Here is a 21,695-nt window from a genome sequence, read left to right as displayed (position 1 = left end):
TTCTGATTTAATCCGTTGTTATCTCAGTTTTTGCGCAAATAAGAAACCAAATAATCCCTGGATAGGTTTACCATGCTCATCCAGTTTATGAAGGTTGCCTACCGTTTCTTTGTACTCCAGAATTGACCAGCCACAGTCCTGGTAAAAATGATACAGCTCGTCTTTTTCTGCCAAAAAAGTAAACGATGAAGGGTAAAGATAGGGCTCTGCCTTGATTGGAAAAACCAGGAAATGAAAGCCTTGAGGCGCGGTCATTTGTTGGAGTTCAGTTAACAAAGCCGGGATGCGTTTCGCATTTAAAAATTGCAAGGTAACCGTTGAGTAGACAAAATCATAGGCTTGATGGCCGGGATTTAATGGCAAATTGAAGTCCTGGATAATCGTTTGAATAGTTGTCAGCCCTTCTTTCTGGGCTATCTCGGTTATTTGCTGCATGGCGGTTTCATTGATGTCCATGCCCGTCACGGAATGCCCTAATGAGGCTAAAAATAAGGGATTCCTCCCGGAGCCACATCCTACATCCAGCACGGCCATTTTTTCTTGCTGGTGAAGATAGGTCTGGTACACCTGCAATAAATCACTATGGATCTCAGGAAGACCATATTTTTTATAAAAATAGCGCTGCGGCTTGCAGTAAAACTGGAGTGATGCACGCCAATTGTCACTGAGGGGGATAATTTTATGCCAGGAAGCCGGTGGTATTAATAATTGGGGTTCCTGCTGATTAAGTCGATGCCGGGCTAATTCTTCTTCTGCGCCATTAAGGAAAATAAAATCGATTTCACCCTCCCTTAGTTGCAAAAGACCCCAGGTTCCCTCTTTAGTGCTGTGTTTATTTAAAAAGAATTGCAGTTTCCCCTGCTCACTGAGTTCGATTTCTTTGTAGCATCGAAATTCATCATGATTGATCGGCATGTCCTATTCCTAACTCGTGCGTCAGAACCTCGATTTTAACAAGCGTCGCACCATTGTAAAGGAACGCCACCATGATTTTGGCCTTAGGCAGGGGAAGTAAATCGGTGATAAAGGCCCGGTTTTTATTGGCTTCAGAAAGAGTTTGATCCGGTCTGGCGATGACTTTAAACAAAAAGAGGGACTTTTCAGGAGCCAGCAAAGAGTGGATACATCGTATATAATGATCAATCAATTGCCCTATTTTTCTCTATGAATAACTCTGAGCTTCTGAACATCGCGCGAGATGCCTGCGCACATGCCAGGGAACATATAAAGCAAGGCGATACACCTGGCGGCGATCAACTGGAAGAAAACTCTCCAGCGCTTTATGAGCAAAACGTTGCTGATATGCGAGCCCAAGCGGATAAGTTATGGGAAGCTTTTTGTAAGTATAAAGGGGTGGACGAACACTCTGAACGCGGTCAGTCAATTAGAAGGCACGCCCTTGAACTCTTTGTTTTAGAAAAAGGAATAGGCCAGTGTGGCGAATTTGCCACACTGGCCTTCCACTATATCCAGAACAATTACCCCCAACAACTTGCAGAAATAAATCTGGCTGTCCTTGGGGTCAATGGCAGCAGGCATATTGTAGTCAGTTTGGGGAGTGATGAGGATAGGGTTATCTGTGATCCCACCCTGGATATTGTTTTCGAATTAAATAGGGAGCCGGAAAAATTACATGATTTCACTCAGTCTCCCTGGAAGACTATTTATTATCCTTACTATTCCGAGTATCCCCCTCTTAGGGAGTTAGCTATACACCATCCAGAAGGAGAGCTTCATCAGGAGGAAGTAGACGAATTAAGTCAATTCAAAAGAGGGGGAGGCCCCGTCAATGAGTTGCCATTTCCTCAGGCAGGGGGTGAGGAAGAAAACTTGAGTCCGGAGCAAGCGTTTAAACAAATCTGTTCCGCAGCAATTGCAACAACCTATACGAAACCTGCCGAGTCTGCGGCTCCTGCGGATAGGCTCAAATACGTTTTGCAATGCTACATCAAAGCAAGGGCGGAAGAGGCTGAGAGTGTTTCAAATGCAGAAGTTAACTACGACGAAACCAATCCAAATCCTGATCCGTTAAAACTCAGATATAAATTGATGTGGTGGAAATCACGCTTTAATGCTGAAGACAAGATTTGTACAGCAAACAAAGTGATCGATATACTGGATGGGATTAATAATAATTCCATTACGGCACGGGAGTTAGATATCCTCAAGGATGGCCGCCTTGGTGCAGCGACCAAACCTTTTCTTGATATTCTGCAAGCCCTGTGTGAAACCCCAAGCAAATGACAAATTAAACATTGTAGCATCGTCACTCATCGTGATTGATCGGCATGTCTTATCCTTCGAAGCGTCAGAAATGGGATTTTAATAAGCGCCATACTGTTGTAGGGGTACTTCATTTCTCAATCTGTCATGATTGTCAGCCTTAGGCAGGGGAGTAAATAGACGATAAATGCCAGATTTATCCTGATGGGCTTCAGAACGCGTTTGTTGATTGGTATGCGTTGATTGATAAGCCATGTAGGCTGCTGTAATGAGTAAAGCAGCGGGCCAGGATATGGCTGCGACAGTGACGATAAAAGTCGGCCCGGCTGTATTATAAATTAGATTTTTCCAGAAATTGGCATTGGCGTTATGGCGCTCTACGGTTAATTCAGTCAGTAGTTTCCGGTGTGTTGGATCATTGGCCTGTTGACCATTTAATAACTCCCGTTGTACAGCGAGGTTGGCTTGGGCACACTGTTTGAATTCATTGGCGGTGGCGTATAAGGCAGAGCCTAACATCATACTGAACACATAAGTCAGGGAAAGACTGCCAAACAACAGGAAAATCACGCCAAATCCAATGGCCTGACAGCAGGCCGCGATGAAGTTAAAAGCATAATAGGCCGATTGAGCCTCCCATTCATCCTGTAATATATCCATTTGTCGCTTAATGATTGCTAATTTTTGCGAATCGGCAGGCAGATTTTCTGTTTGTCTTTCTAATTCCTGAAGCCGGTGATGATGCTTTGTTGCGTCAAATAGCCAATGGCTTACTACCAGGGCGACATTAAAAACCAATGAAACAGCAACGGTATTGACTATCGCTGCTGTTGATAAACGAAACATTTCCTGGCGATAGATTAATAAATTGACGGTACCCCAAACGATGTCATTTAGCATGGTAAAACCACGTTGTTCCAGCTCATCCTGAAAAACTTTTTCACTGGATAATTGGTTACCCAAATGAGCCTGAAGAGTATATTTGCACATCATCACCAGGTTAATCATGAAGCGGAAGGAATAGATTCCCACACTGAGGGCGGATAAAAAATTATTGGGCTTATTGAGTATTTGGAGGAAATCATCCGGACTATAATGGTTTCCCATTCTCCTGTTTATCCTCTGAATAAAATCAGGGAGTGCAGGTTGCAGCGACAGCACGACATGGTGTGCAAGATTGTGACAGTTATTCCAATAAGTACGATAGTCATCTAAATGAGACAAATGGTCATTTAATTTGGCTGTACTAATTAAGGACCGGGCAAAATCCAGGAACTTATCGATCGCTTTATTCCAGAGAAAGGTGCTGGGCGGATTGTTATCATTTTGATTGTCGGATAAGGGATTATTGTTTCTAAAAAGCGTCATTTCACGTTTCTTTTTCTTAAGTTCGTCTAACTTCGCTTGCACAGAATGGGATTCATAATAGTGAATCATCAAATCACACAAAGCATCTACCATGAGGACGATTTCATTTTGACGGTCATGTTCCCAACGGGTTTTATTGGAAATAAAGAGCTGATACATCGACGAATACTCTGCATCCAGTTGATGTAAGTTAAAATCATCAGCCCTAAAATCAAAATGGCTTTGCTGCCTGGGAGCTTTGTAAAAGAAGGAGTCTTTTAGTTGATTTATTGGTGATAAGGGCATGCAAAATGTCTACAAAAAAGCGATCTATGAAAAATTAATCTCTCGATTTTAACAGTTGGTATAGCTTTTGTTCAACCTTTCGCCTCTTGCAGGAGTGAGCAAGTATTGATCGTGTGGTCTATAATTTTCTTTAGTACCCAATACGGAGAACCACGATGACAAAGAGAAAAGACAAACAACCCACCGATAAAAAGTTAAATAAATTATCTGATAAAGAGCTGAAGGAAATTTCAGGCGGTGCGGAAGGAGAACGAGTCGACAGGGCAAGAGTTGACAGGTTAGTCATAAAGCCAACAAGCGTTAGGCGCTGGAGAGAGTAAGTATTATCCTGAATGACAAAATACAAAGGGCGAGCCCTGACGAGAAATAGACTAATCAGGCTAATGATATTCGCAAACAGACAAGTTTACCCTTATCATCTATTCTCTACGAAGCAACGATTCTTTTGATAAGTTTTTCTCAGTATTGGATCAGAGAAAGATGCACAAATTAGCTATTATTGGCGCGGGTCCATCAGGCCTGACTTCTGCTGTAGCAGCCATTAAAGAGGGATTAGCTCCAACCCTTTTTGAAATGTCCTATCGGCTGGGTGGCGTTTGGGGTCCAGATGAACGAAGCATTGATGATGCCAGTACTGCCTGGCCAGGCATGAGGGTTAATATCTCTCGTCATACAGGAACCTTTTCTGATTTCAGTTGGCCTAAGGAGGCCAGTGATTTTCCCACCACTCAAGAGGTTTATGACTATTTATGTCATTATGCCCAGCATCATAAGCTTGAGCGTTCTATTCGATTTAACTCACCAATTATTCAAATAATCCCTAAAGATAAACACTGGCTTGTTCGATGGCAAACCGATCGTAAGCAAACTCAAGAAGAATCCTTCGACTCCGTCCTGATTTGCACCAGTAAATTTTCGCATCCTTTTATTCCCCCTTTTCAAGGATTGGAGAAATTAAAAGACAACTGGCTCCATAGCGCCAAATATCGCGGTCCAGAACCCTTTAAAGATAAAAAGGTGTTAGTGGTAGGCGGCTCATTAAGTGGTACTTCCATTGCAGAAGAATTGGCAAAAGTAACCTCGGTGACTCATTTAATTCGTAAAGAGCGTTGGATGATCAAAAGATACCGCTCCTCCGATCCAAAAAATAATGGCCCTCTGCTGCCGAGAGATCTTTTGAAATCTTATGCGAGTGCACAGGAGGTACTTTCAAACGAACAACAATATCAACGGATGCTTGAGCATTGCGCTGAGCAAAATGAATTTCCCGAATGGCGTATGCACCCTCACTCCCCCGTCGATTTTGTCATTGCAGAGGAGTATTTGCATTGGGTTCGTCTCGGTAAACTGAAACCTGTACGCGGTGATATCAAGCATTTCAACAAAACCAGTCTCATGCTGGAAACGGGTGAGCGCCTTGATTTTGACGTCGTCATTTTTTGCACCGGTTATCAGCGAAATTTATCCTTCCTGCCCGACGCGTTGCGCTTAAAATCCCCCCTTTATGAAGATACCTTTCCCACCGACTTTAAGGGCATTGCTTTTATTGGTATGTACCCGGGTGCGCGTGGGGCGGTATTCCCACTGGCTGAACTGCAGGCAGAATTGGCTTGTGCCGTATTTAGCGGTCGATATACCTTGCCTTCAACCGAGCAGATGCTAAAAGAAATGGCCGAAACACCAACCCATCGCGACGAAGTACAATTTACACTGTCCTTGGCTGAGCGCCTGGGTATAGCACCCAATCCTGATTCCTTTCCTCCAGGTATTCGCCGCCTGTTAATTCATGGCGCATACACGCCGGCCCGGTTTCGGTTGACCGGGAAGCATAGCAATCCTGCGATGGCTTTAGATCTGATTAAAGAGACAGCGTGTCATCGACGTCAATTATTACGGTCAAAAAATAAAGAGTAAATTTCCATTTTGAGATTGGACGTTTGTTAATTATAGTGAGGGCACAAATAAGCGTCGGCGCAAGACGTTTTTCAGAGATATTGAAATGAAAATAAAAAAAGTATTCATTCTTGGTGGGTACGGCAATTTTGGCCGTTACATTGCAAAGGTGTTGAGTACGAATCCCAATATCCAATTAATCATTGGTGGGCGACGCCTTGAGAAGGCGCAGGTCTTTGTTAAAACCCTGGCGCCGATTCATCCTGCCCAGGCTATTCGCTGCGATATTTCGCAAAACCTGGCAACGATCTTTGCAGCAGTGCAACCCGATATTGTTATTCATACTGCTGGTCCTTTCCAGGGCCAGGACTATCGAGTTGCCGAAGCCTGTCTAGAGCAAGGTTGTCATTACATTGATTTGGCTGATTCGCGGGATTTTGTGCATGGTATCTCTAGACTGGACTCGGAAGCAACGGAGAAAAATCTTTTCATTTGCAGTGGCGCAAGCTCCTTACCCGCATTAACCAGCGCTGTTATCGACCATTACCTTGATCAATTTTCAGTCCTGGAGAAAGTGGACTATGCCATCGCAACGGCGCAATTAACCAATCAGGGATTAGCAACAACTGCCGGTGTTCTAAGTTACGCCGGGAAACCTTTTTATAGCCTGATTGATGGCAAACAACAGCTGATTTACGGCTGGCAAGATTTGCAATTAAAACCATTCTGGCAATTGAATAAACGCTTTCTTGGTAATTGTGATGTCCCTGATTTAGCCTTGTTTCCTGAACGTTATCCCCAGTTAAAAACCATTCGCTTTCAGGCGAGTTTGGAATTAAGAACCTTGCAGTTAATTCTATTTTTTATGTCCTGGCTGGTCAGACTTAACCTCTTTCCCTCTCTCGATAAATCTGCTGTAGCACTCCTTAAAATCTCTCATTGGTTCAATGTATTTGGCCATGATAATACTGGTTTTTATATGGAACTCTCTGGAGTGGATCGCCAGCAACAGGTTAAACAAATACGCTTTGATATTTACGCCAAACACGGAGATGGCCTCTATATACCCTGTATCCCGGCGATTTTGCTCGCTGAGCGATTAAGTGATGAAGAACAGCGGTTATCCGGTGCTACAGCCTGTATGGGGCAGATTTCCCTCACGGATTATTTAGATACGTTACAGCGACTACAATTAGATATCAGTTGGCGGGAACAATAATAAGGAAATGCAATGACTAAGGGACAACTCGCGCAGCCCAAAGAAGTGATTTATGAATTAATTAGAAAAAACGGTTATTTCCCTAACAACCCTCACTATCCCTTATTGATTTATAAAAACATGGTTGCTTTTACTGACCAACCACCGCAGGCCATTCAGGCGTTTTTGCGACAGAACCAATGGATCAATTCCTGGGTTGATGGAATCTATAAAAACCATCATTACCATAGTAACACGCATGAATTATTGGTTGTGATTGCAGGGTATTGCCAGGTTCAGATTGGCGGCGCTCAAGGTAAAATGTATGAGATTGCTCGCGGTGATGTCATTATTCTGCCTGCCGGTGTGGCTCATAAAAACAGGCGTTCAACCAACGATTTCAAATGCATTGGTGCTTATCCTTTTGATGTCGAGTGCGACATGAATTATGGCAAAGCGGAAGAACATCCCCAGGTCGTCGATAACATCAAGCAGGTAGGATTACCAGCTAGGGATCCTCTGTTTGGAGAAGAGGGTTTGCTATTCGATTATTGGAAATAATATCAACGCCTGTCGTCATCGTGGAGGGCTTATTTTCCTTCGTCACGGCAAGTAACCGATCGGCACTTGCTAATTTTTTTCATCCTGGGCTATGATGCCAGACAAGCGCAAAGAGGGATTTACCAACGTAATGGATTACCCACGAATTCACCGAACTCTGTTCCTGTATTTCCGATATCTGGGTTTAAGTGTTTTATTGTTAACTGGATGTACGTCCATCGGGCCAAGACAAATTCATCTCGACAGGGCACGTTATAACGATATTGTCCGTGAAACGGATAATGCACAGGTATTAAAAAATCTCGTCCGTTTACGTTATCTGGAACCTACCTCCCATTTAAAGGTAACGAGCGTTACAGCCTCCTATTCTTTAAATTCTGCCCTGTCAGGGAATGTGAACTGGCCGGTTGACAGAAACACAACAGATACGGGTTCAACGATACCTACGGTTGGCGTCGCCGTAGCGCCCAGTGTGAGCTATACCGATTCACCTACCATTTCCTATGTCCCCATTGACAGTGCAGACTTTGTCGCTTCACTTCTCCAGCCCATCAATTTTAAGCAGCTGGTATTACTTTTTCATGGGGGTATTCACGATCACCAGTTAATTATGCGCGTAGTGATCAATCGACTTGGGGAACTTAATAACGCCTCATTTGCCACCGGGACTAATAGCACGGATATTTCACCCATTGACCACTATGAATACAAAAAATTTCTACACTTCATTACTCTTCTGCAAAAAATGCTGCATGAAAAGACAGTAAGGATTGAAACGATCAATTATCAAAAGCAGTTAGGGTTGATTATTCACTTTAATAGCCCCTACTCACGGGATGCCTTAGCCCTTAAAGCCCTTCTCAAGGTGCCGCAAAACAGCCCGGACATTGCTATTATGGACACAGACATCGCAACTTCCACTGTGAATCACGCTGGATTCATTACCATAGCCAAAACTGCGCCGGCGAAGAATGTTGTTTTCGCTCGTCTTCGCTCAGTTTATGGGATAATGCTCTTTCTGTCTCATGCGGTGCAAGTCCCGGAAGAGGATGTCAAAGCGAATCTGGTCAAAATAACGAAGGACACGCAAGGGCGCTGTTTCGATTGGAAACCACTCCTGCAGGGTATCATGAGAATTTACTCCAGTAATAAAGAACCCCTGGATGCCTTTGTAAAAACGCGCTATAACGGCCATTGGTTCTTTATTCGAGCCTCGGATCATAACTCAAAAATTACCTTTGCTTTATTAGTAAGATTGACGGCATTAACTGCGGGCTTGGATGGAAATTCACAGGCTGCGCCTGTGTTAACTTTGCCCGTTAATGCAGGCCATTAAATGGTTTTGGATCTTGGCTAGCTTATCCGCCCTAACCATCAGGCGAGGCTGCTTTCGTCTATACTATTATCTACCGATCTTTTTTATCAGGCACTATGTTTTTTGTTAACCTGAGGGCCTCCAATCGTTTATTTCTGCAAACACTGCGATTTGCAGTAACTCATAAACTGTTTATTATTATTCCTTTGGTTGCGCTTGTTTTTACATTTTCAGGCTTCGTGTTATTAGGCTGGGGTGTTTATTTGGGGGCGGAACTTAACCTTCTGCCCAATATGGCTCAATACAATTGGTATCTGCAAATCGCCGGTTTCCTAACGTTAATTTTTTTAATCGTAGGTATCAATACCTTCTGTAGTGCGCTGTTAGTATACATGGCGAATTTTAACTTATCGGGGAAAGACGTATCCCTTAAAGAAGGATTGCAACAATGTTGGTCACAGCGTTATGCATTACTTTCCTGGGGTGTTTTTTTTACCTGTGCCGGATTCCTTTTATCACTCCTCTCGCGTGCCGGTAATTTCGGCAGGCTCTTTTTTAAAGCAGTCGATGTTGGCTGGCATCTCTGTGCTTTTTTAATCATGCCTTTTATTATGATTGAGCAATTAACCCCTAGCCTTGCCTTTGACAAAGCCAAACACTATTTGTCCAAATCAGCCGTGTTTCAGGTTAATCTCCTGGTGCTCCTGGCCTTGTATTTATCACCTCTCTACCTGCTTATCCATTTGTCGCCCTATTGGATCCCCGAGCCCTATCAGGCAATGATCGATGACTATCTGTTCTATGCTTTATTGCTGCTCATTCTATTCTGGCTAACCTGGGGTGCTGCTTTTAATGCCGTGCTAAAAACAGCCTTGTATTTGACGTTAACAGGACAAAAAGAATTGGCGTTTTTGCAGAAAGAAGAGGTTGAGAAAATGATTGGTGAGGACAATGTCAAGTCTAATTAAACCTGGCCTCCTGGACAAACCCTGAGGTATTGTCAGGGTTTATTTGTCGTTGCGCACGGGAAAACCTTTGATTGCCTACAGCATTAAACAGCGCTTTTCAACGCTGTTTAATTTGCCCCATTTTCAGGCTGTGAGGGAAAAAGCTCACTGCCAATTTTTTTTAAGATATCACTCTCCGATGGGGTCGTTGCAGTCGAAGGAATGGTGAGGGCTGGCGCAGGATTTTGCAGTGCTTCAGTTAAGGTAATAAAGGTATAACCATTGTCTTTATACATCTGAATAACATCACCCAGGAGATAGCTATTCAGTAAATTCGCATGCACTAATAAGATTTGTTTTGCATTGGGATCTTTGGCTAACCTTTCTGCTCTCAGGGTTTGTTTCCAGATAAAAGCAAGGTAACGCGCCTTCATCTTTTTTACATAAGCATCTCTCGAGCGATAAGGAACATGATAAAGCTGTTCATTAAAGGCAAAATCCTTGCTATCAATCGTGACCGGCGCAATGGTGTAATGATGTTCATTAAGATAATCAAGAACCTTGGGCTTCGTGTTCTTGTTGCCTTCTGCCAGATAGGGATAACGAAAATATTTTGGCTCCGTCATCAGGGGAGCAAGAATTTTATCGGCGCGTGCTACATCGGCAATGTATTTCTCAGCGTTCATTTGATTTAAATTGTAATGCGAATAAGTATGATTGCCGATCGCAAATCCTGCAGCACGAAACTGTTCAAGAAATTCCCATTGCCCTTTTCCTATTGCTCCTGCAATCACAAAGCCTGTAGCAGGGACATTATGTTCGGTCAGCGCTTGAATAATTCGATTGAAACGCTCCGTGGAGCGTTGCTGATTGCCTGGTGTATTCATTTGTGAGGCAACAAGCGGTAAATCATCGATAGTCAGGGCAATTTCGCGCGTTTGTCCCAAACAACTAAAGCTAAATAAGAGAAGAAACAGATAGTAGACTATTCTCATTGATAATCCTTTATCAGTAGGTGTGTTTATTTAGTGTAGCAGTACTTTTATCGGCTCGCTTTTTTGATTAAATTTCAAGCAAAAACAAGTACTTTTTGTCCGGATCAGCTAACCTTGCTATTGCGAAACGCCTATTGACCAGATAAGTTAACTAACTCATAGTGAATTTGGATTAATAACGTGCATTCAGCAGTTATGAATGGGCCAAAATCGTTTTTCAACAGATAAATAGGGTCAATGTGATTTCCGGGAATGCTCACATCAAATTATTATTAAAATGCTTTGAGCTAATACTCTTATTGGCCGCCCTGACGGGTTGCGTCAATTATCTAGGCATTCACAGCCATAAAAAAATGGCCCCTCCCACCCAGTTTCAAACCAGGAAAAGTATACCCAAACAACATGGGCATTGGCCTAAACTTGATTGGGCTAATCAATTTGGCGACCCGCAACTGATCACGTTAATTAATGAAGCCATTGCCTGCAATCCCGATTTGGAAGTGGCCAGGGCCCGGATCAGGCAAGCCCAAGCGCTGGCCTCTAATAAAGCAGCGGCTTTATATCCGCAAGTCAATGCGCGTGGCGCCCTTGATCGGGTAAGGTTTGCTTCCTCAGCCGACCTTCCTTTCGATATCGATAATGCCACCTTCACACAGCGTGCTTTCCTTTTAAATATCAATCAGGATTTGGATCTGTGGGGAAAAAATATCGCTTTCCTCAGGGAAGCCCTTTCACAGGAAAGGGCGGCAGAAGCTGCAGCGCAAGAAGCCAGTCTTTCCCTGGCCACTTCGGTAGCGTCAACCTACAATCAATTGGCCTACTATTACGCGTTACGTGACGTATTAAAGGGGACAGTTGCTCAACGCGAGGGGTTGAATAAAATTTCTATGGTGCGTTTACGTACCGGTCTGGATACCAAAACGCAAGTCTACCAATCACGATCCAGCACAGAGACAGCACGTACCCAGCTGATTGCTGCCGAAGGAGAAATCATCACCTTGCGCCAGCAATTAGGTGTCTTACTCGGTGGAGGACCGGATAGGGGATTGGGGATTACCCAGCCGCGATTAAAAATGACCAGGACACCGCAATTACCTGACAATTTGCCCTTAAACCTTTTGGGTCGGCGGCCTGATATTGTTGGCGCACGCTGGAAAGTAGAAGCAAGCCGTCATGGTATAAAAGGCACAAAGGCGAGATTTTATCCGGATGTGAATTTAGTCGCCGGCGCAGCCTTCCTGGCGTTTGCACTGAGCGATATAACGAACACTGCCAATGTAAGATTTATGGGCGCAGCGTTTAGTTTACCTATCTTTGATGCCGGTGCCCTGCGGGCTCAACTTCGCGGCAAATACGCACTCTATGAAGAAGCTGTCGCTGAGTATAACAGCACGCTTAATCGCGCCTTGGGTGAGGTGGCGATGCAGCTCGCCTCCATTCAATCCGTTGACAGACAATTAAGGCCGCAAAAAGAAGCACTCCAGGCAGCCGAACATGCCTATAATTTGGCACGCGTTCAGTACCGTACCGGCCTTGCCTCACAATTAGTGGTCCTGGATGCCCAGCTTAGCTATTTGAACGAACAACAAGCACATTTGCAACTTGTGACAAGTCGCCGTAATCTGCAGATAGCACTCATTAAGGCACTTGGCGGGGGCTTTGCAGCCCCAATTTGCTAAATGCAAAAAAGTACAGCAGGAGAGTTAATGTCAGAACAGGTTATTACCCAGCTCGATGATGAACAGCAAATGCATCAGAAGCGGAAAGTTATTCTTACCTCAATGACCCTCGTTTTTTTGCTGATAGCGGTCCTTTATGGCTTGTACTGGTTGCTGGTAGGGCGTTTTTATGTGGAAACTGATAATGCTTACGTGAATGGCAATGTCATCCCCATCACCTCACAGGTGGGCGGTACGATTATCGCGGTAAAAGCGGACGACACCCAGTTTGTAAAAACCGGTCAGGTTTTAGTGCAACTGGATCCGATTGACAGTTTTATTGCACTGCAACAGGCCGAAGCCAATCTGGCATCCACCATACGCAATACCCAGCAATTATTTATTAATAACGAGGGATTAACTGCCAGTATTAAAGACAAGGAAGCAACGCTGGCTAAGGCCCATCAAGATTTAGGACGCCGTAAAGCAGCGATAGGCTATGGCGCCGTGTCGAATGAGGAATTAACGCATGCGAAAGACAACCTGACAAGCGCGGATGCCTCGCTCACGCAAGCCCGTTCGGCGCTTTTAGCAAACCGGGCATTAACCGAAAATACAAACCTGCAACAGCATCCCAGTGTTTTATTGGCAGCAGCAAGATTCCGGGAAGCTTATATTGCCTATAAGCGCAGTGAAATACGGTCACCCGCCGCTGGTGAAATTTCCCGACGCGTGGCGCAGGTTGGACAACGTATCGCCCCAGGCACCCGATTAATGGCCGTTGTTCCCTTGGAGCAAGTCTGGGTTGATGCCAATTTTAAAGAAAAACAGGTCAGGGATATGCGTATTGGTCAGCGAGCCACCCTGATCGCAGAGCTCTATGGTTCTTCCGTCAAATACCATGGCAGGATTGTGGGTTTTTCCGCCGGAACAGGAAGTGCCTTCGCGCTCTTGCCCGCTCAAAATGCGACAGGAAACTGGATTAAGGTCGTCCAACGATTGCCCGTTCGTATTATGATTGATCCGCAAGAGCTGAAAGCGCATCCCTTGCGTATTGGCTTATCCATGTTAGTCACCGTCAATATTCGTGATCAAAGCGGAAAATACATCAGTGAAGCCTCCGAAGTACCTGGGTATACCACAACGATTTATGATGATTTAGGGAAGCAAGCCGATATCGAGACCCTGAAAGTCATTCAGGAAAATGTAGCCAAAACCATCAATCTCGCACCCAAGGAGCAAGAGCCTGCCCCCAGTTCGGCAAAGGGAACTTCCCAATGACTAGCGAACAAACGCAACACGCGGCTCTCCCTCCTTTAGAAGGGGCAAAGCTTGTCATTGCCACGATTGCTGTTGCCCTTGCTACCTTTATGATTGTCCTTGATTCATCAATCGCCAATGTCGCTATTCCCACCATTGCTGGGAATCTGGGTGTCTCTCTCGATGAAGGAACCTGGGTTATCACTGTATTTGCAGCGGCTAATGCGATCGCGATCCCTTTAACGGGATGGTTAACCTTGCGTTTTGGTCAGGTTCGTTTGTTTACAGGGGCTATTATACTCTTTGTGCTGACCTCCTGGCTTTGCGGTTTGGCAACCAATTTACCTTTTTTACTTTTTGCCCGAATATTGCAAGGCTTTGTTGCAGGTCCCTTGATTCCCTTATCGCAAGCTATTTTGCTGGGCTCTTACCCCAGGGAAAAAAGCTCCATTGCTTTAGCGCTCTGGGGAATGACTGCGACCGTCGGCCCGATTGCCGGCCCAACCCTGGGAGGCTGGATAACGGCGAGCTATGATTGGTCCTGGATTTTTTATATCAATATCCCAGTCGGCTTGTTTGCTGCTGTCGTCTGTTGGTGGATTTATCATGATCGTGAGACGGCCAGAAAAATTTTTCCGATTGATACAATCGGCCTGACACTCCTGATCATCTGGGTTGCTGCCCTGCAAATCATGCTCGATAAGGGCAAAAATCTCGATTGGTTTAACTCACCGGAAATCGTTATCCTCGCTATTATTGCAGGGGTAGGCTTTTGCTATTTTCTCGTCTGGGAATTAACCCAGAAAAATCCGGTGATCGATCTTACCCTCTTTGCCGGCCGCAATTTTACTGGCGGTACAATCGCTATTGCGGTGGGTTATGGCGTGTTTTTTGGTAACCTGGTTTTATTACCGCAATGGCTGCAACAAGATCTGGCCTATCCCTCGCTCAATGCCGGATTAGTGATGGCGCCCCTCGGTGTTTTTGCGGTGATTTGCTCACCGATTGTCGGAAGAATTTTACCCCGGTGCGATGCCCGGGTGATCACAACCATTGCCTTTCTTCTTTTTGCACTTGTCTTCTATCTACGCTCGCTTTATACCAGTGATGTCGATACCTGGACCCTGGTGATCCCTACCTTATTACAAGGGATTCCTGTCGCGATGTTCTTTATCCCGCTATCACTGATTATTCTTGCCGGATTACCTACCGAGAAGATCGCGGCGGCTGCAGGCCTATCCAATTTTGCACGCGTATTCTGCGGTGCCATTGGCACCTCCATTGCGAGCACAACCTGGAATAATCGCGCGATCGTGCATCATTCGCAATTAACCGAACAATCAACACCCTACACAACAACCTTTAATGACTTTATCAATCTGAGCCAGAATGTTTTAGGTATCGACCAACAACAAAGTTATGCACTGTTTAATCGAATCGTCGATGTACAATCCGATACGCTGGGATTAAATGATATTTTCTGGGTTTCATCGCTCATCTTCCTGGCTCTCATTCCCATCGTGTGGATTACCAAGCCTGAACCAGGTGCAGGGCATGCCGTTGCTGTGGAAGCCTAGAAACCAATTTTACTGATACCTACCGTTACAAATTTCCTTAGTACTTTTTTGGCAATTTGCATTATGATACTGCTGCCTGAAGTTAGGTAACTCTGTAAATTATTTGGATTATTTACTGAATCCTGACTCATGCTTGCTGCAATATTATTAATCAATATAAGGTAGTAGAAAATGCGAAAATCATTTAGATCGTGCCTGTTTGTTCTATTTGCAATATTGTCGTCTGTAGCCTTGGCAAGCGTTCATGAGGATCATCCTTATACCTTTACCATTTCAAAACATGTTTATAGATATTCTGAGCAATACCAGATTAAATCCACACAACAAGATACCTACCCCGGAACAGTAAAGAAGAGTGCCTTCCGTATTCGTGACAACTATGACTTATCGAATAAAGATGGCTGGCAAGCGACTGGTATCACGCGCGTGCTGTCACCTGGCATCTTGTATCACTGGGCAAAAGACATCGATGTTTATGATACCCGCGGTGTAAAAATTGGTTTAATCAGCGGAAAGTTTGCAACGCTTGAAGCCGCAAAATTCACTATCTATGAATACGATGAAGAAGGAAATTACAAAGAGATTGCAGCGGCCTATGCAACGCCCGATTTCCACCGTTTTGCTATCCTGGAAACCCCTGACAACCCTCATCCACTTGCTGAAATCAATCGCAATTTGGGCGATAAGACCTGGACTGTCAGCGTACATTATCCGGAAAAACTGGATGATCGTTTAGTCCGTATTTTTGCTGGTTTCATCATCGATCACGAAGATAAATTCCTGGCACAAACCGACACGGAAACCGATGTTGAGTTAGACTAAGCCTTCTCATTCCTTTGCTCTTCTCCGCGAAAGCGGGGAAGAGGTCTTACCGCCCAATCAATAACCAATTGCTGCCGATACGCACAAGATCGGAGCTATTCACCTCATACCCATCTGATTCGCCCAAGCATCACCCAATGTGCAGTTGAACAGACGGCCGTCAAACAGGCGCTGTGCGTTGCTATGCTAGAATTAACGATAAAGGAAGGATCTCTAACATGGAAAAGTTCTTTGGGCTCGGCGAAATAGGGGACTACGGTTTATATATACGCGGCCTCATCATTACCTTGTATGCGATTATCTTATTCAGGGTGAACCTGTCACGCCTTTATGGGAATCACTCCCCATTGGATTTTATTATTTACATCATCCTTGGTGCCATACTCGGTGAGGCCATTGTGAATAATATTCCCCTCTTACCTTCGATGATTGTCTGTATGCTGATTGTTTTGGTTTATCGTTTCCTGGCTTACTTGACGTATAAAAGTCATGGGATTGGAAAGTACATCAAAGGGGAGAAAGTGATTATCATTAAAAATGGAAGATACGTGAGAAAAAGCCTCCAGTGCTGCCGCATTACTTCAAATGATATTTTACAGGCATTGAGGCTTCAACACGGCATCAACACCATAGAACCTATTTATGAGGCTATTCTTGAGCGTGGGGGACAAATTTCCTTTATGTTTAAAAAACAAAAAAACCATAAAAAATCTGCGAAGCTGGACTCCTTGCCACAGTAGGAACCTGCAGCTTTAAGTGCAGCGCCTCTTTTATGTCGGGTTCCCCTCGTTAGTGGGCACCATCTCTCAGTAAGTAGGGTACCTCGCCCAACCTTTAGCGCTCGCTATGACGACGTTCCCGTGCTCTTTTATGCTTTTCTTTTTTTGAAAAAGAATGAGCGTCTTTGGTAGTTTGAAGAATGTTGCAACTAAATTTAGTTGCATAAAATACCGTGGGAACTCTTGTCTTTCCGCGTAGCCTGGGTTAAGCCAAAGGCTGTAACCCGGGATTTCAAAACACCCCTAACAGTACGATGCCGGAATGGGGGTTCCCCCCCAAGAATCAGGTTACTGTTGCCAGGTCTAACTAGGAGTTGTTTCCTAGAGACATGTTTTTCTCAGGTTGTTGAGCTTCTGATTTTTCCGCTGTGAATGACCACCAGCTATGGCGGTTTTGGGATGAATTTTTTGGAGGAATAAGTGCTTTCTCTTTCCCATAAGCAGCTTGTAAATCCTCTTCTAGATAGTGGTAGGTTGCTTTAACGTGAGTGACTGGTAACTCAAATCTAGCTGCTATTTTGGCTGCTAAATCGATATTCGCTTGAGCGACTAGTCCATTTTGGGAAACAGGTTGTATGATTACCCTATGGGTGTCTCCAAATATCCATTTGGAAATGACACTCGGACTATAAACCTGGAGAGTAGCTAATATCTCTTGCGTATTTTCATTAGTTAGAGTGATTGTCCCTTTATATCCAGTCAAAGTACTTAACCAAGATTTTGGTTGATCGGCAGTTGCTTTGACGTGCTCACCTATTCCAGGAAAAATAACTTGAGCTTTTGTAGGTGATTGCAACAATAAATCTAATTGATTAAAAGTAGAATCATGGCCGAGAGTAGGAGAATTGAACTCATATCCAGGGCTCGCTTTAACGAAATTCAATTCAAAAGGATTTGCTTTAATATCATTATAGATGTCTTCTAAAAAATTCTCGTCATAATCTGCGCCACTATTAGCGCCCTTTAAGATATCTTTAACTTTTTTAAAGTCCATTTTAAATTGGGCTGCATTGGGGTTATGAAAAGTAGTAGCCATAAACATGGCTTGCATTGCTAACACATAGCCAGCTGTTTTATCAGCAAGATTCCCTTGAGGATTTTGCCTACAATAAGCTTCGCTAAAACTTTCTAAAAGCCGTTCGATCTTTTGCGATTCTTTAGGTAATAGGAAGGTTTTTAAATAACTTCTTAAAGCGGGTAGAAATTTTTGACCCGCTAAATTGATCCGAGCTGTAAATGCCTCTAATGCTTCTTTATTCTCGGCATCTGGACCACTTAAATAATCACCAATGGCTTCTAAATCCAAATTTCGATGTTCTTCATGAAAAAAATCGGCGATCTGTTTTCCAACTTCTTTTATGTTATTTGCTTGGCAGATGTCTTTTATTTTTTGGATACCATCTTTAGCTTTGACATTAAAAGTGTGAGCAATTTCTCTCTTTCCTGCTAGGATGTCTGCTTTCATCCCCTCTAGATTACGTTGCTGTTCTTCGATGGATTTTTGAGCTCGAGTAATTGCTTTATTGACGGCAGTAATATCTGATTGGTAGCCTTTGGGTAGTGCACTTTTGTATTTACCTGTAGAAGGATAGCAATCTTCTATTTGAATAGACAAAGTTTCTGATAATCTAACTGGTTTTTCTAATTCTATTTTTAATTGCTTTAAACTTTCGAGGTCCAGGCTGCCTTCTTTAGCTGCTTTAATAGGTTGCGATAATTTTTTATGACGTGATGTTAGTTGACTTTGAATTAAGTGGGTACGTTCATTCAGATTTTTTTGGGTACGGCCTTTACTCATAATTAACCTCTATTAACTCATCGAACTTTACAGTCTTCATGCAAATTAAAAATCACGGTCATAATATACGACGATTCTTAAGGAATTATTAGTTATTAAAAAACACTTTCTGACGCCCAGGGCAACCGCATATTGAAAACTCTCATACAATTTCTACTATTTTTTCAAGATATTGGGCTCCCAAGGTTGCCATGCATCTTTTTCTTTTTAAGCTAAATTTATTTCGATTTTCCCTGCTTTAGAAGATTGAGGGCAATTTGTCTAATTACGGCGAAATTTCCTCCCCCGGTCTATTCGGTAACCCCATATCAAGCAGGATGCAGTCGAAGTAGGTTGGGTCGCGACCCAACCTACCTCAGGTGGCAATCCGCAATAGTCCTTTAAATCAACGTACTCTCCACCATGCGCCGCAACATGGTCGGCAACAAGGGTTTCACATAAACATGATTCGCCCCCATCGCCAAACAGTGTTTCCCCAAAGGCTCATCCACATGCGCTGAAATCACAATAATGGGTGTCCTTTCATAGAGAGGATTAGCCCGAATCAACGGCAAAATTTCCTCCCCCGGCCTATCCGGTAAATCCAAATCAAGCAGGATGCAGTCGAAGAATTGGGTTGCCAGTGTTTCCAATGCTTGTTACGCAGCAAGTGTAGCCTGGTTCCTTGCAACCAGGATTTCTATTAAATCTACTATTTTTATTCACCAGATTTACTCATATGAGTCACCACAGATAGAGAAAGGGGCTTTCTTTTTTTCTTATTCCCTAAGGCCGCTCTCATATTAACTTGGGCAAATGGGAAAATTTGCTGCTTAGAGGTGCTTCCTGTAAAACCCTGGTTGCAAGCAACCAGGCTACGCTAGCTAATCTACGCGCCAGGCTTTTTGCCTTGCCTGGATACAAGCTCTCTTCTCCCATCCCAAGTGCCTTTGAGATTAAGCATTTCTGCCTACTTTTTAAAGATACAAGCCTGTTTGCTTGCAACCAGGGTATTATCAATACATCGCGATTAGACGCAATTTACATAACTCGATACAGTATGCATGAAGCATTATTCGGCGACTTCACAGGTAATTTTGGTGCAATCGCGACAATTTTGAGCTGCAGCAGAAAACGCACCAAGCGCTGAAGAAGCAGCATTGTCCGATTTAACCTCAGCAGACTTTTCTGCTTCCGTGGTTGCTGCACTTGCATTAGTACTGCATGCCCAATTTTTACTCATATCTGTTGCGGATGCTACGCTAGCTTCCAAGCCGACCCATACTTTTTCCCATTTTGCTTTAGGTAATCTGCGTCTTCTCCTGCACAACTGTTAATGTATAATTAATAAAATTTAAGTACAATAAGCGCTCTTAAAGTTCTAAAGGCGACATTATGAAGAGAGAAATAATTGCTCATTTAGCCAACGAAGCGCTGGTAAAAATAAAATTTAAATCCTACTCTACTTATGCACATGACTGGAATGATTCTACTCTGTTCGGATACGGCGGCGCTAAGATGGTTAAAAAAGCCATGGCCGCATTAGACGGTGGCGATATCGGGCCCATCCTTAAGCTTATTAAAAAAATTGATGAAGGTGTTATGCGCTTCGAAGAAAATGACTATTCCTTTTATGAACAGTTATATCAATATCAGTTTTATGATGCGACGCGCCATACACCAGTTCACGATCATACTCATAAACCTGCTGATCTTATTGAATCTCATCAAAAAGGCCTGGCACGATTAAAAGAAATTTCTGCCCTCTTAAAAACTGAATTAGGCATTCCAACTTTGCCAACTCAAGAAGAGCAAAGCACTAAAAATAAAAATGATATTGTTGCTTTACTTATGGAAGCGATTTATCAAGTCACCATGCCTGAACCTGCAAACCAATGGCAAGCTAAAGATTTTACTCGAATAAGAGATGTAATTTCCTTTGAAAAAATTGAGCATTCAATTGAAGCACTATACGATGGTAATCTTGATCCGGTACTTGATTTAATTCGATTGATCGCTCAAACCATTTCTAATCATCTTGAAAACGTACCGTTATTTTTGAAAGCTCTCGAAGAATACAGCGAGAAGTATAATCCTGAATTTTTCATTGGAACCCTATCGCCCGATGAGGTAGCCAGGACTCATCAGGAAAACCTTGCCCGATTGAAAGAAATTCATGCTCTATTGCAAAGCGCAGCGCTTGATCCATCATTGCAATTTCTAGCTGTAGTCGGCGATAACCAAGCGGATAAATCCAAGCCTAGCCCCGCCCATTTTTTTTTCAAAGATGGGGCTAATCACGATCTTCTCAAAATGGTTATGCAATACGCAGGTTTTTTCAAAATGAGAATTATTGAGGAAGTAAGGATAGGCAGTCCGGAAACCAACAAATCACTTCAGGGCTAAGCAACAATTGCATAAATGGGGTCAGGGCTTGAATCTTGTATTCAACGGTTCAAAACTCAAGACCTGACCCCATAATATGCATATGATGGAGCGTAGCGTAATCAAGGTTGATTGATCTCAATCCGTCAATTAATATTCTTCAATCCAACCTATTATGGATTTCAGCAAGCGTAGCCTGGTTGCTTGCAACCAGGATTTATCAATACATCGCGATTAGACTCATTTTACATTACTCGATACAGTATGCATTAAGCATTATTCAGCGACTTCACAGGTAATTTTGGTGCAATCTCGACAATTTTGAGCTGCAGCAGAAAACGCACCAAGCGCTGAAGAAGCAGCATTATCCGATTTAACCTCAGCAGACTTTTCTGCTTCCGTGGTCGCTGCACTTGCATTAGTACTGCATGCCCAATTTTTACTCATATCTGTTGCGGATGCAGCAGTGGCTGAGGCAATTATCAAAACGCTAGCCATTATCAATTTAGAAATAGTCATTATACTTTCCTTGTCTTATGTATTAAAAAGCCAGCCTTGAGGGAGCGTAGCGTAATCAAGGTTTGTTGATTTCAATCCTTCAATTATTATTGTTTATTTTCTACAGTTAATACAATGGATTGGGAGGCGCTAG

At 43.5% G+C, this 21,695-nt stretch carries 21 protein-coding genes; 13 read left to right on the top strand and 8 right to left on the bottom strand.

Annotated elements, in window-relative coordinates; genetic code table 11:
- Positions 1-18: 18 nt before the first annotated feature.
- Positions 19-915 carry an SAM-dependent methyltransferase TehB gene (gene tehB, locus DYC89_RS14980; RefSeq protein WP_115222514.1) on the bottom strand — a complete coding sequence of 299 codons (897 nt, stop codon included), beginning with the start codon at positions 913-915 and terminating at the stop codon, positions 19-21.
- Positions 899-1,114: a hypothetical protein gene (locus DYC89_RS14975; protein ID WP_115222513.1), complete on the bottom strand. Its 216-nt coding sequence runs from the start codon at positions 1,112-1,114 to the stop codon at positions 899-901. The genes tehB and DYC89_RS14975 overlap by 17 nt, the downstream gene beginning before the upstream one ends.
- A gap of 50 nt (positions 1,115-1,164) precedes the next feature.
- Here DYC89_RS14975 and DYC89_RS14970 point away from each other — a divergent pair, with 50 nt between their 5' ends.
- Positions 1,165-2,244: a hypothetical protein gene (locus DYC89_RS14970; RefSeq protein ID WP_115222512.1), complete on the top strand. Its 1,080-nt coding sequence runs from the start codon at positions 1,165-1,167 to the stop codon at positions 2,242-2,244.
- Positions 2,245-2,322: 78 nt separating this feature from the next.
- On the opposite strand, the gene DYC89_RS14965 is transcribed toward DYC89_RS14970, so the two are convergent.
- Positions 2,323-3,876 (bottom strand): hypothetical protein, encoded by a 1,554-nt coding sequence (locus tag DYC89_RS14965; protein ID WP_115222511.1) that lies wholly within the window; start codon positions 3,874-3,876, stop codon positions 2,323-2,325.
- A gap of 155 nt (positions 3,877-4,031) precedes the next feature.
- Between DYC89_RS14965 and DYC89_RS14960 the strand changes: the two genes are divergently transcribed.
- The 6 genes from DYC89_RS14960 to DYC89_RS14935 all read left to right on the top strand — a co-directional run bounded on the left by DYC89_RS14960 (position 4,032) and on the right by DYC89_RS14935 (position 9,811).
- Positions 4,032-4,196: a bacteriocin gene (locus tag DYC89_RS14960; RefSeq protein WP_115222510.1), complete on the top strand. Its 165-nt coding sequence runs from the start codon at positions 4,032-4,034 to the stop codon at positions 4,194-4,196.
- A 160-nt stretch (positions 4,197-4,356) separates the two neighbouring features.
- Complete coding sequence (locus DYC89_RS14955) at positions 4,357-5,790, top strand: flavin-containing monooxygenase (protein ID WP_115222509.1); 1,434 nt, start codon at positions 4,357-4,359, stop codon at positions 5,788-5,790.
- 85 nt (positions 5,791-5,875) lie between these two features.
- Positions 5,876-6,988 (top strand): saccharopine dehydrogenase family protein, encoded by a 1,113-nt coding sequence (locus DYC89_RS14950; protein ID WP_115222508.1) that lies wholly within the window; start codon positions 5,876-5,878, stop codon positions 6,986-6,988.
- Between the two features lie 12 nt (positions 6,989-7,000).
- Positions 7,001-7,528 (top strand): cupin domain-containing protein, encoded by a 528-nt coding sequence (locus tag DYC89_RS14945; RefSeq protein ID WP_115222507.1) that lies wholly within the window; start codon positions 7,001-7,003, stop codon positions 7,526-7,528.
- Between the two features lie 130 nt (positions 7,529-7,658).
- The gene (locus DYC89_RS14940; RefSeq protein WP_115222506.1) at positions 7,659-8,864 is read left to right on the top strand and encodes a hypothetical protein; all 1,206 of its coding nucleotides are present in this window, start codon (positions 7,659-7,661) and stop codon (positions 8,862-8,864) included.
- 95 nt (positions 8,865-8,959) lie between these two features.
- Positions 8,960-9,811, top strand: coding sequence for a DUF6159 family protein (locus tag DYC89_RS14935; RefSeq protein WP_115222505.1), 852 nt, complete (start codon positions 8,960-8,962; stop codon positions 9,809-9,811).
- Positions 9,812-9,918: 107 nt separating this feature from the next.
- Here the strand turns inward: DYC89_RS14935 and DYC89_RS14930 are convergent, their stop codons facing one another.
- Complete coding sequence (locus tag DYC89_RS14930; protein ID WP_115222504.1) at positions 9,919-10,785, bottom strand: polysaccharide deacetylase family protein; 867 nt, start codon at positions 10,783-10,785, stop codon at positions 9,919-9,921.
- A 239-nt stretch (positions 10,786-11,024) separates the two neighbouring features.
- On the opposite strand from DYC89_RS14930, the gene DYC89_RS14925 reads away from it, so the two are divergent.
- From DYC89_RS14925 to DYC89_RS14905, 5 genes are all read left to right on the top strand, one after another.
- On the top strand, positions 11,025-12,464 hold the full coding sequence (locus tag DYC89_RS14925; RefSeq protein WP_181879427.1) for an efflux transporter outer membrane subunit: 1,440 nt from the start codon (positions 11,025-11,027) through the stop codon (positions 12,462-12,464).
- A gap of 27 nt (positions 12,465-12,491) precedes the next feature.
- Positions 12,492-13,724 (top strand): HlyD family efflux transporter periplasmic adaptor subunit, encoded by a 1,233-nt coding sequence (locus DYC89_RS14920; protein ID WP_245954033.1) that lies wholly within the window; start codon positions 12,492-12,494, stop codon positions 13,722-13,724.
- The gene (locus DYC89_RS14915) at positions 13,721-15,280 is read left to right on the top strand and encodes a DHA2 family efflux MFS transporter permease subunit (protein ID WP_115222502.1); all 1,560 of its coding nucleotides are present in this window, start codon (positions 13,721-13,723) and stop codon (positions 15,278-15,280) included. The genes DYC89_RS14920 and DYC89_RS14915 overlap by 4 nt, the downstream gene beginning before the upstream one ends.
- A 171-nt stretch (positions 15,281-15,451) precedes the next feature.
- Positions 15,452-16,102, top strand: a complete 651-nt coding sequence (locus DYC89_RS14910) for a hypothetical protein (protein ID WP_115222501.1) — start codon at positions 15,452-15,454, stop codon at positions 16,100-16,102.
- A gap of 218 nt (positions 16,103-16,320) precedes the next feature.
- Positions 16,321-16,842: a DUF421 domain-containing protein gene (locus DYC89_RS14905; RefSeq protein WP_115222500.1), complete on the top strand. Its 522-nt coding sequence runs from the start codon at positions 16,321-16,323 to the stop codon at positions 16,840-16,842.
- A 346-nt stretch (positions 16,843-17,188) separates the two neighbouring features.
- Here the strand turns inward: DYC89_RS14905 and ralF are convergent, their stop codons facing one another.
- The 3 genes from ralF to DYC89_RS14890 form a co-directional block, all read right to left on the bottom strand.
- Positions 17,189-18,679, bottom strand: coding sequence for a T4SS guanine nucleotide exchange effector RalF (gene ralF / locus DYC89_RS14900; protein ID WP_115222499.1), 1,491 nt, complete (start codon positions 18,677-18,679; stop codon positions 17,189-17,191).
- Positions 18,680-19,059: 380 nt separating this feature from the next.
- The gene (locus DYC89_RS14895; RefSeq protein ID WP_115222498.1) at positions 19,060-19,311 is read right to left on the bottom strand and encodes a response regulator; all 252 of its coding nucleotides are present in this window, start codon (positions 19,309-19,311) and stop codon (positions 19,060-19,062) included.
- A gap of 419 nt (positions 19,312-19,730) precedes the next feature.
- A complete protein-coding gene (locus DYC89_RS14890; RefSeq protein ID WP_245954032.1) occupies positions 19,731-19,901 on the bottom strand; it encodes a hypothetical protein in 171 nt (56 codons plus the stop codon).
- 152 nt (positions 19,902-20,053) lie between these two features.
- Between DYC89_RS14890 and DYC89_RS14885 the strand changes: the two genes are divergently transcribed.
- Positions 20,054-21,064 (top strand): hypothetical protein, encoded by a 1,011-nt coding sequence (locus DYC89_RS14885; RefSeq protein ID WP_115222496.1) that lies wholly within the window; start codon positions 20,054-20,056, stop codon positions 21,062-21,064.
- Between the two features lie 255 nt (positions 21,065-21,319).
- Here DYC89_RS14885 and DYC89_RS14880 read toward each other — a convergent pair whose 3' ends face one another.
- Entirely contained in the window at positions 21,320-21,562 is a 243-nt protein-coding gene (locus tag DYC89_RS14880) for a hypothetical protein (RefSeq protein WP_115222495.1), read from the bottom strand.
- Positions 21,563-21,695 lie beyond the last annotated feature (133 nt).

This window comes from Legionella donaldsonii, from assembly GCF_900452385.1.
GTDB classification, from domain to species: Bacteria; Pseudomonadota; Gammaproteobacteria; order Legionellales; family Legionellaceae; genus Tatlockia; species Tatlockia donaldsonii.
Note: the sequence above shows the minus strand (reverse complement) of the source record. Positions and strands in the feature narration are given on the sequence as shown.

Bases quoted from the DNA above. Each gene is read 5' to 3' on its own strand.
- tehB (WP_115222514.1), bottom strand. From the start codon at position 915: ATGCCGATCAATCATGATGAATTTCGATGCTACAAAGAAATCGAACTC.
- DYC89_RS14970 (WP_115222512.1), top strand. From the start codon at position 1,165: ATGAATAACTCTGAGCTTCTGAACATCGCGCGAGATGCCTGCGCACAT.
- DYC89_RS14965 (WP_115222511.1), bottom strand. From the start codon at position 3,876: ATGCCCTTATCACCAATAAATCAACTAAAAGACTCCTTCTTTTACAAA.
- DYC89_RS14960 (WP_115222510.1), top strand. From the start codon at position 4,032: ATGACAAAGAGAAAAGACAAACAACCCACCGATAAAAAGTTAAATAAA.
- DYC89_RS14955 (WP_115222509.1), top strand. From the start codon at position 4,357: ATGCACAAATTAGCTATTATTGGCGCGGGTCCATCAGGCCTGACTTCT.
- DYC89_RS14950 (WP_115222508.1), top strand. From the start codon at position 5,876: ATGAAAATAAAAAAAGTATTCATTCTTGGTGGGTACGGCAATTTTGGC.
- DYC89_RS14945 (WP_115222507.1), top strand. From the start codon at position 7,001: ATGACTAAGGGACAACTCGCGCAGCCCAAAGAAGTGATTTATGAATTA.
- DYC89_RS14940 (WP_115222506.1), top strand. From the start codon at position 7,659: ATGGATTACCCACGAATTCACCGAACTCTGTTCCTGTATTTCCGATAT.
- DYC89_RS14935 (WP_115222505.1), top strand. From the start codon at position 8,960: ATGTTTTTTGTTAACCTGAGGGCCTCCAATCGTTTATTTCTGCAAACA.
- DYC89_RS14930 (WP_115222504.1), bottom strand. From the start codon at position 10,785: ATGAGAATAGTCTACTATCTGTTTCTTCTCTTATTTAGCTTTAGTTGT.
- DYC89_RS14920 (WP_245954033.1), top strand. From the start codon at position 12,492: ATGTCAGAACAGGTTATTACCCAGCTCGATGATGAACAGCAAATGCAT.
- DYC89_RS14915 (WP_115222502.1), top strand. From the start codon at position 13,721: ATGACTAGCGAACAAACGCAACACGCGGCTCTCCCTCCTTTAGAAGGG.
- DYC89_RS14910 (WP_115222501.1), top strand. From the start codon at position 15,452: ATGCGAAAATCATTTAGATCGTGCCTGTTTGTTCTATTTGCAATATTG.
- DYC89_RS14905 (WP_115222500.1), top strand. From the start codon at position 16,321: ATGGAAAAGTTCTTTGGGCTCGGCGAAATAGGGGACTACGGTTTATAT.
- ralF (WP_115222499.1), bottom strand. From the start codon at position 18,679: ATGAGTAAAGGCCGTACCCAAAAAAATCTGAATGAACGTACCCACTTA.
- DYC89_RS14890 (WP_245954032.1), bottom strand. From the start codon at position 19,901: ATGAGTAAAAATTGGGCATGCAGTACTAATGCAAGTGCAGCAACCACG.
- DYC89_RS14885 (WP_115222496.1), top strand. From the start codon at position 20,054: ATGAAGAGAGAAATAATTGCTCATTTAGCCAACGAAGCGCTGGTAAAA.
- DYC89_RS14880 (WP_115222495.1), bottom strand. From the start codon at position 21,562: ATGACTATTTCTAAATTGATAATGGCTAGCGTTTTGATAATTGCCTCA.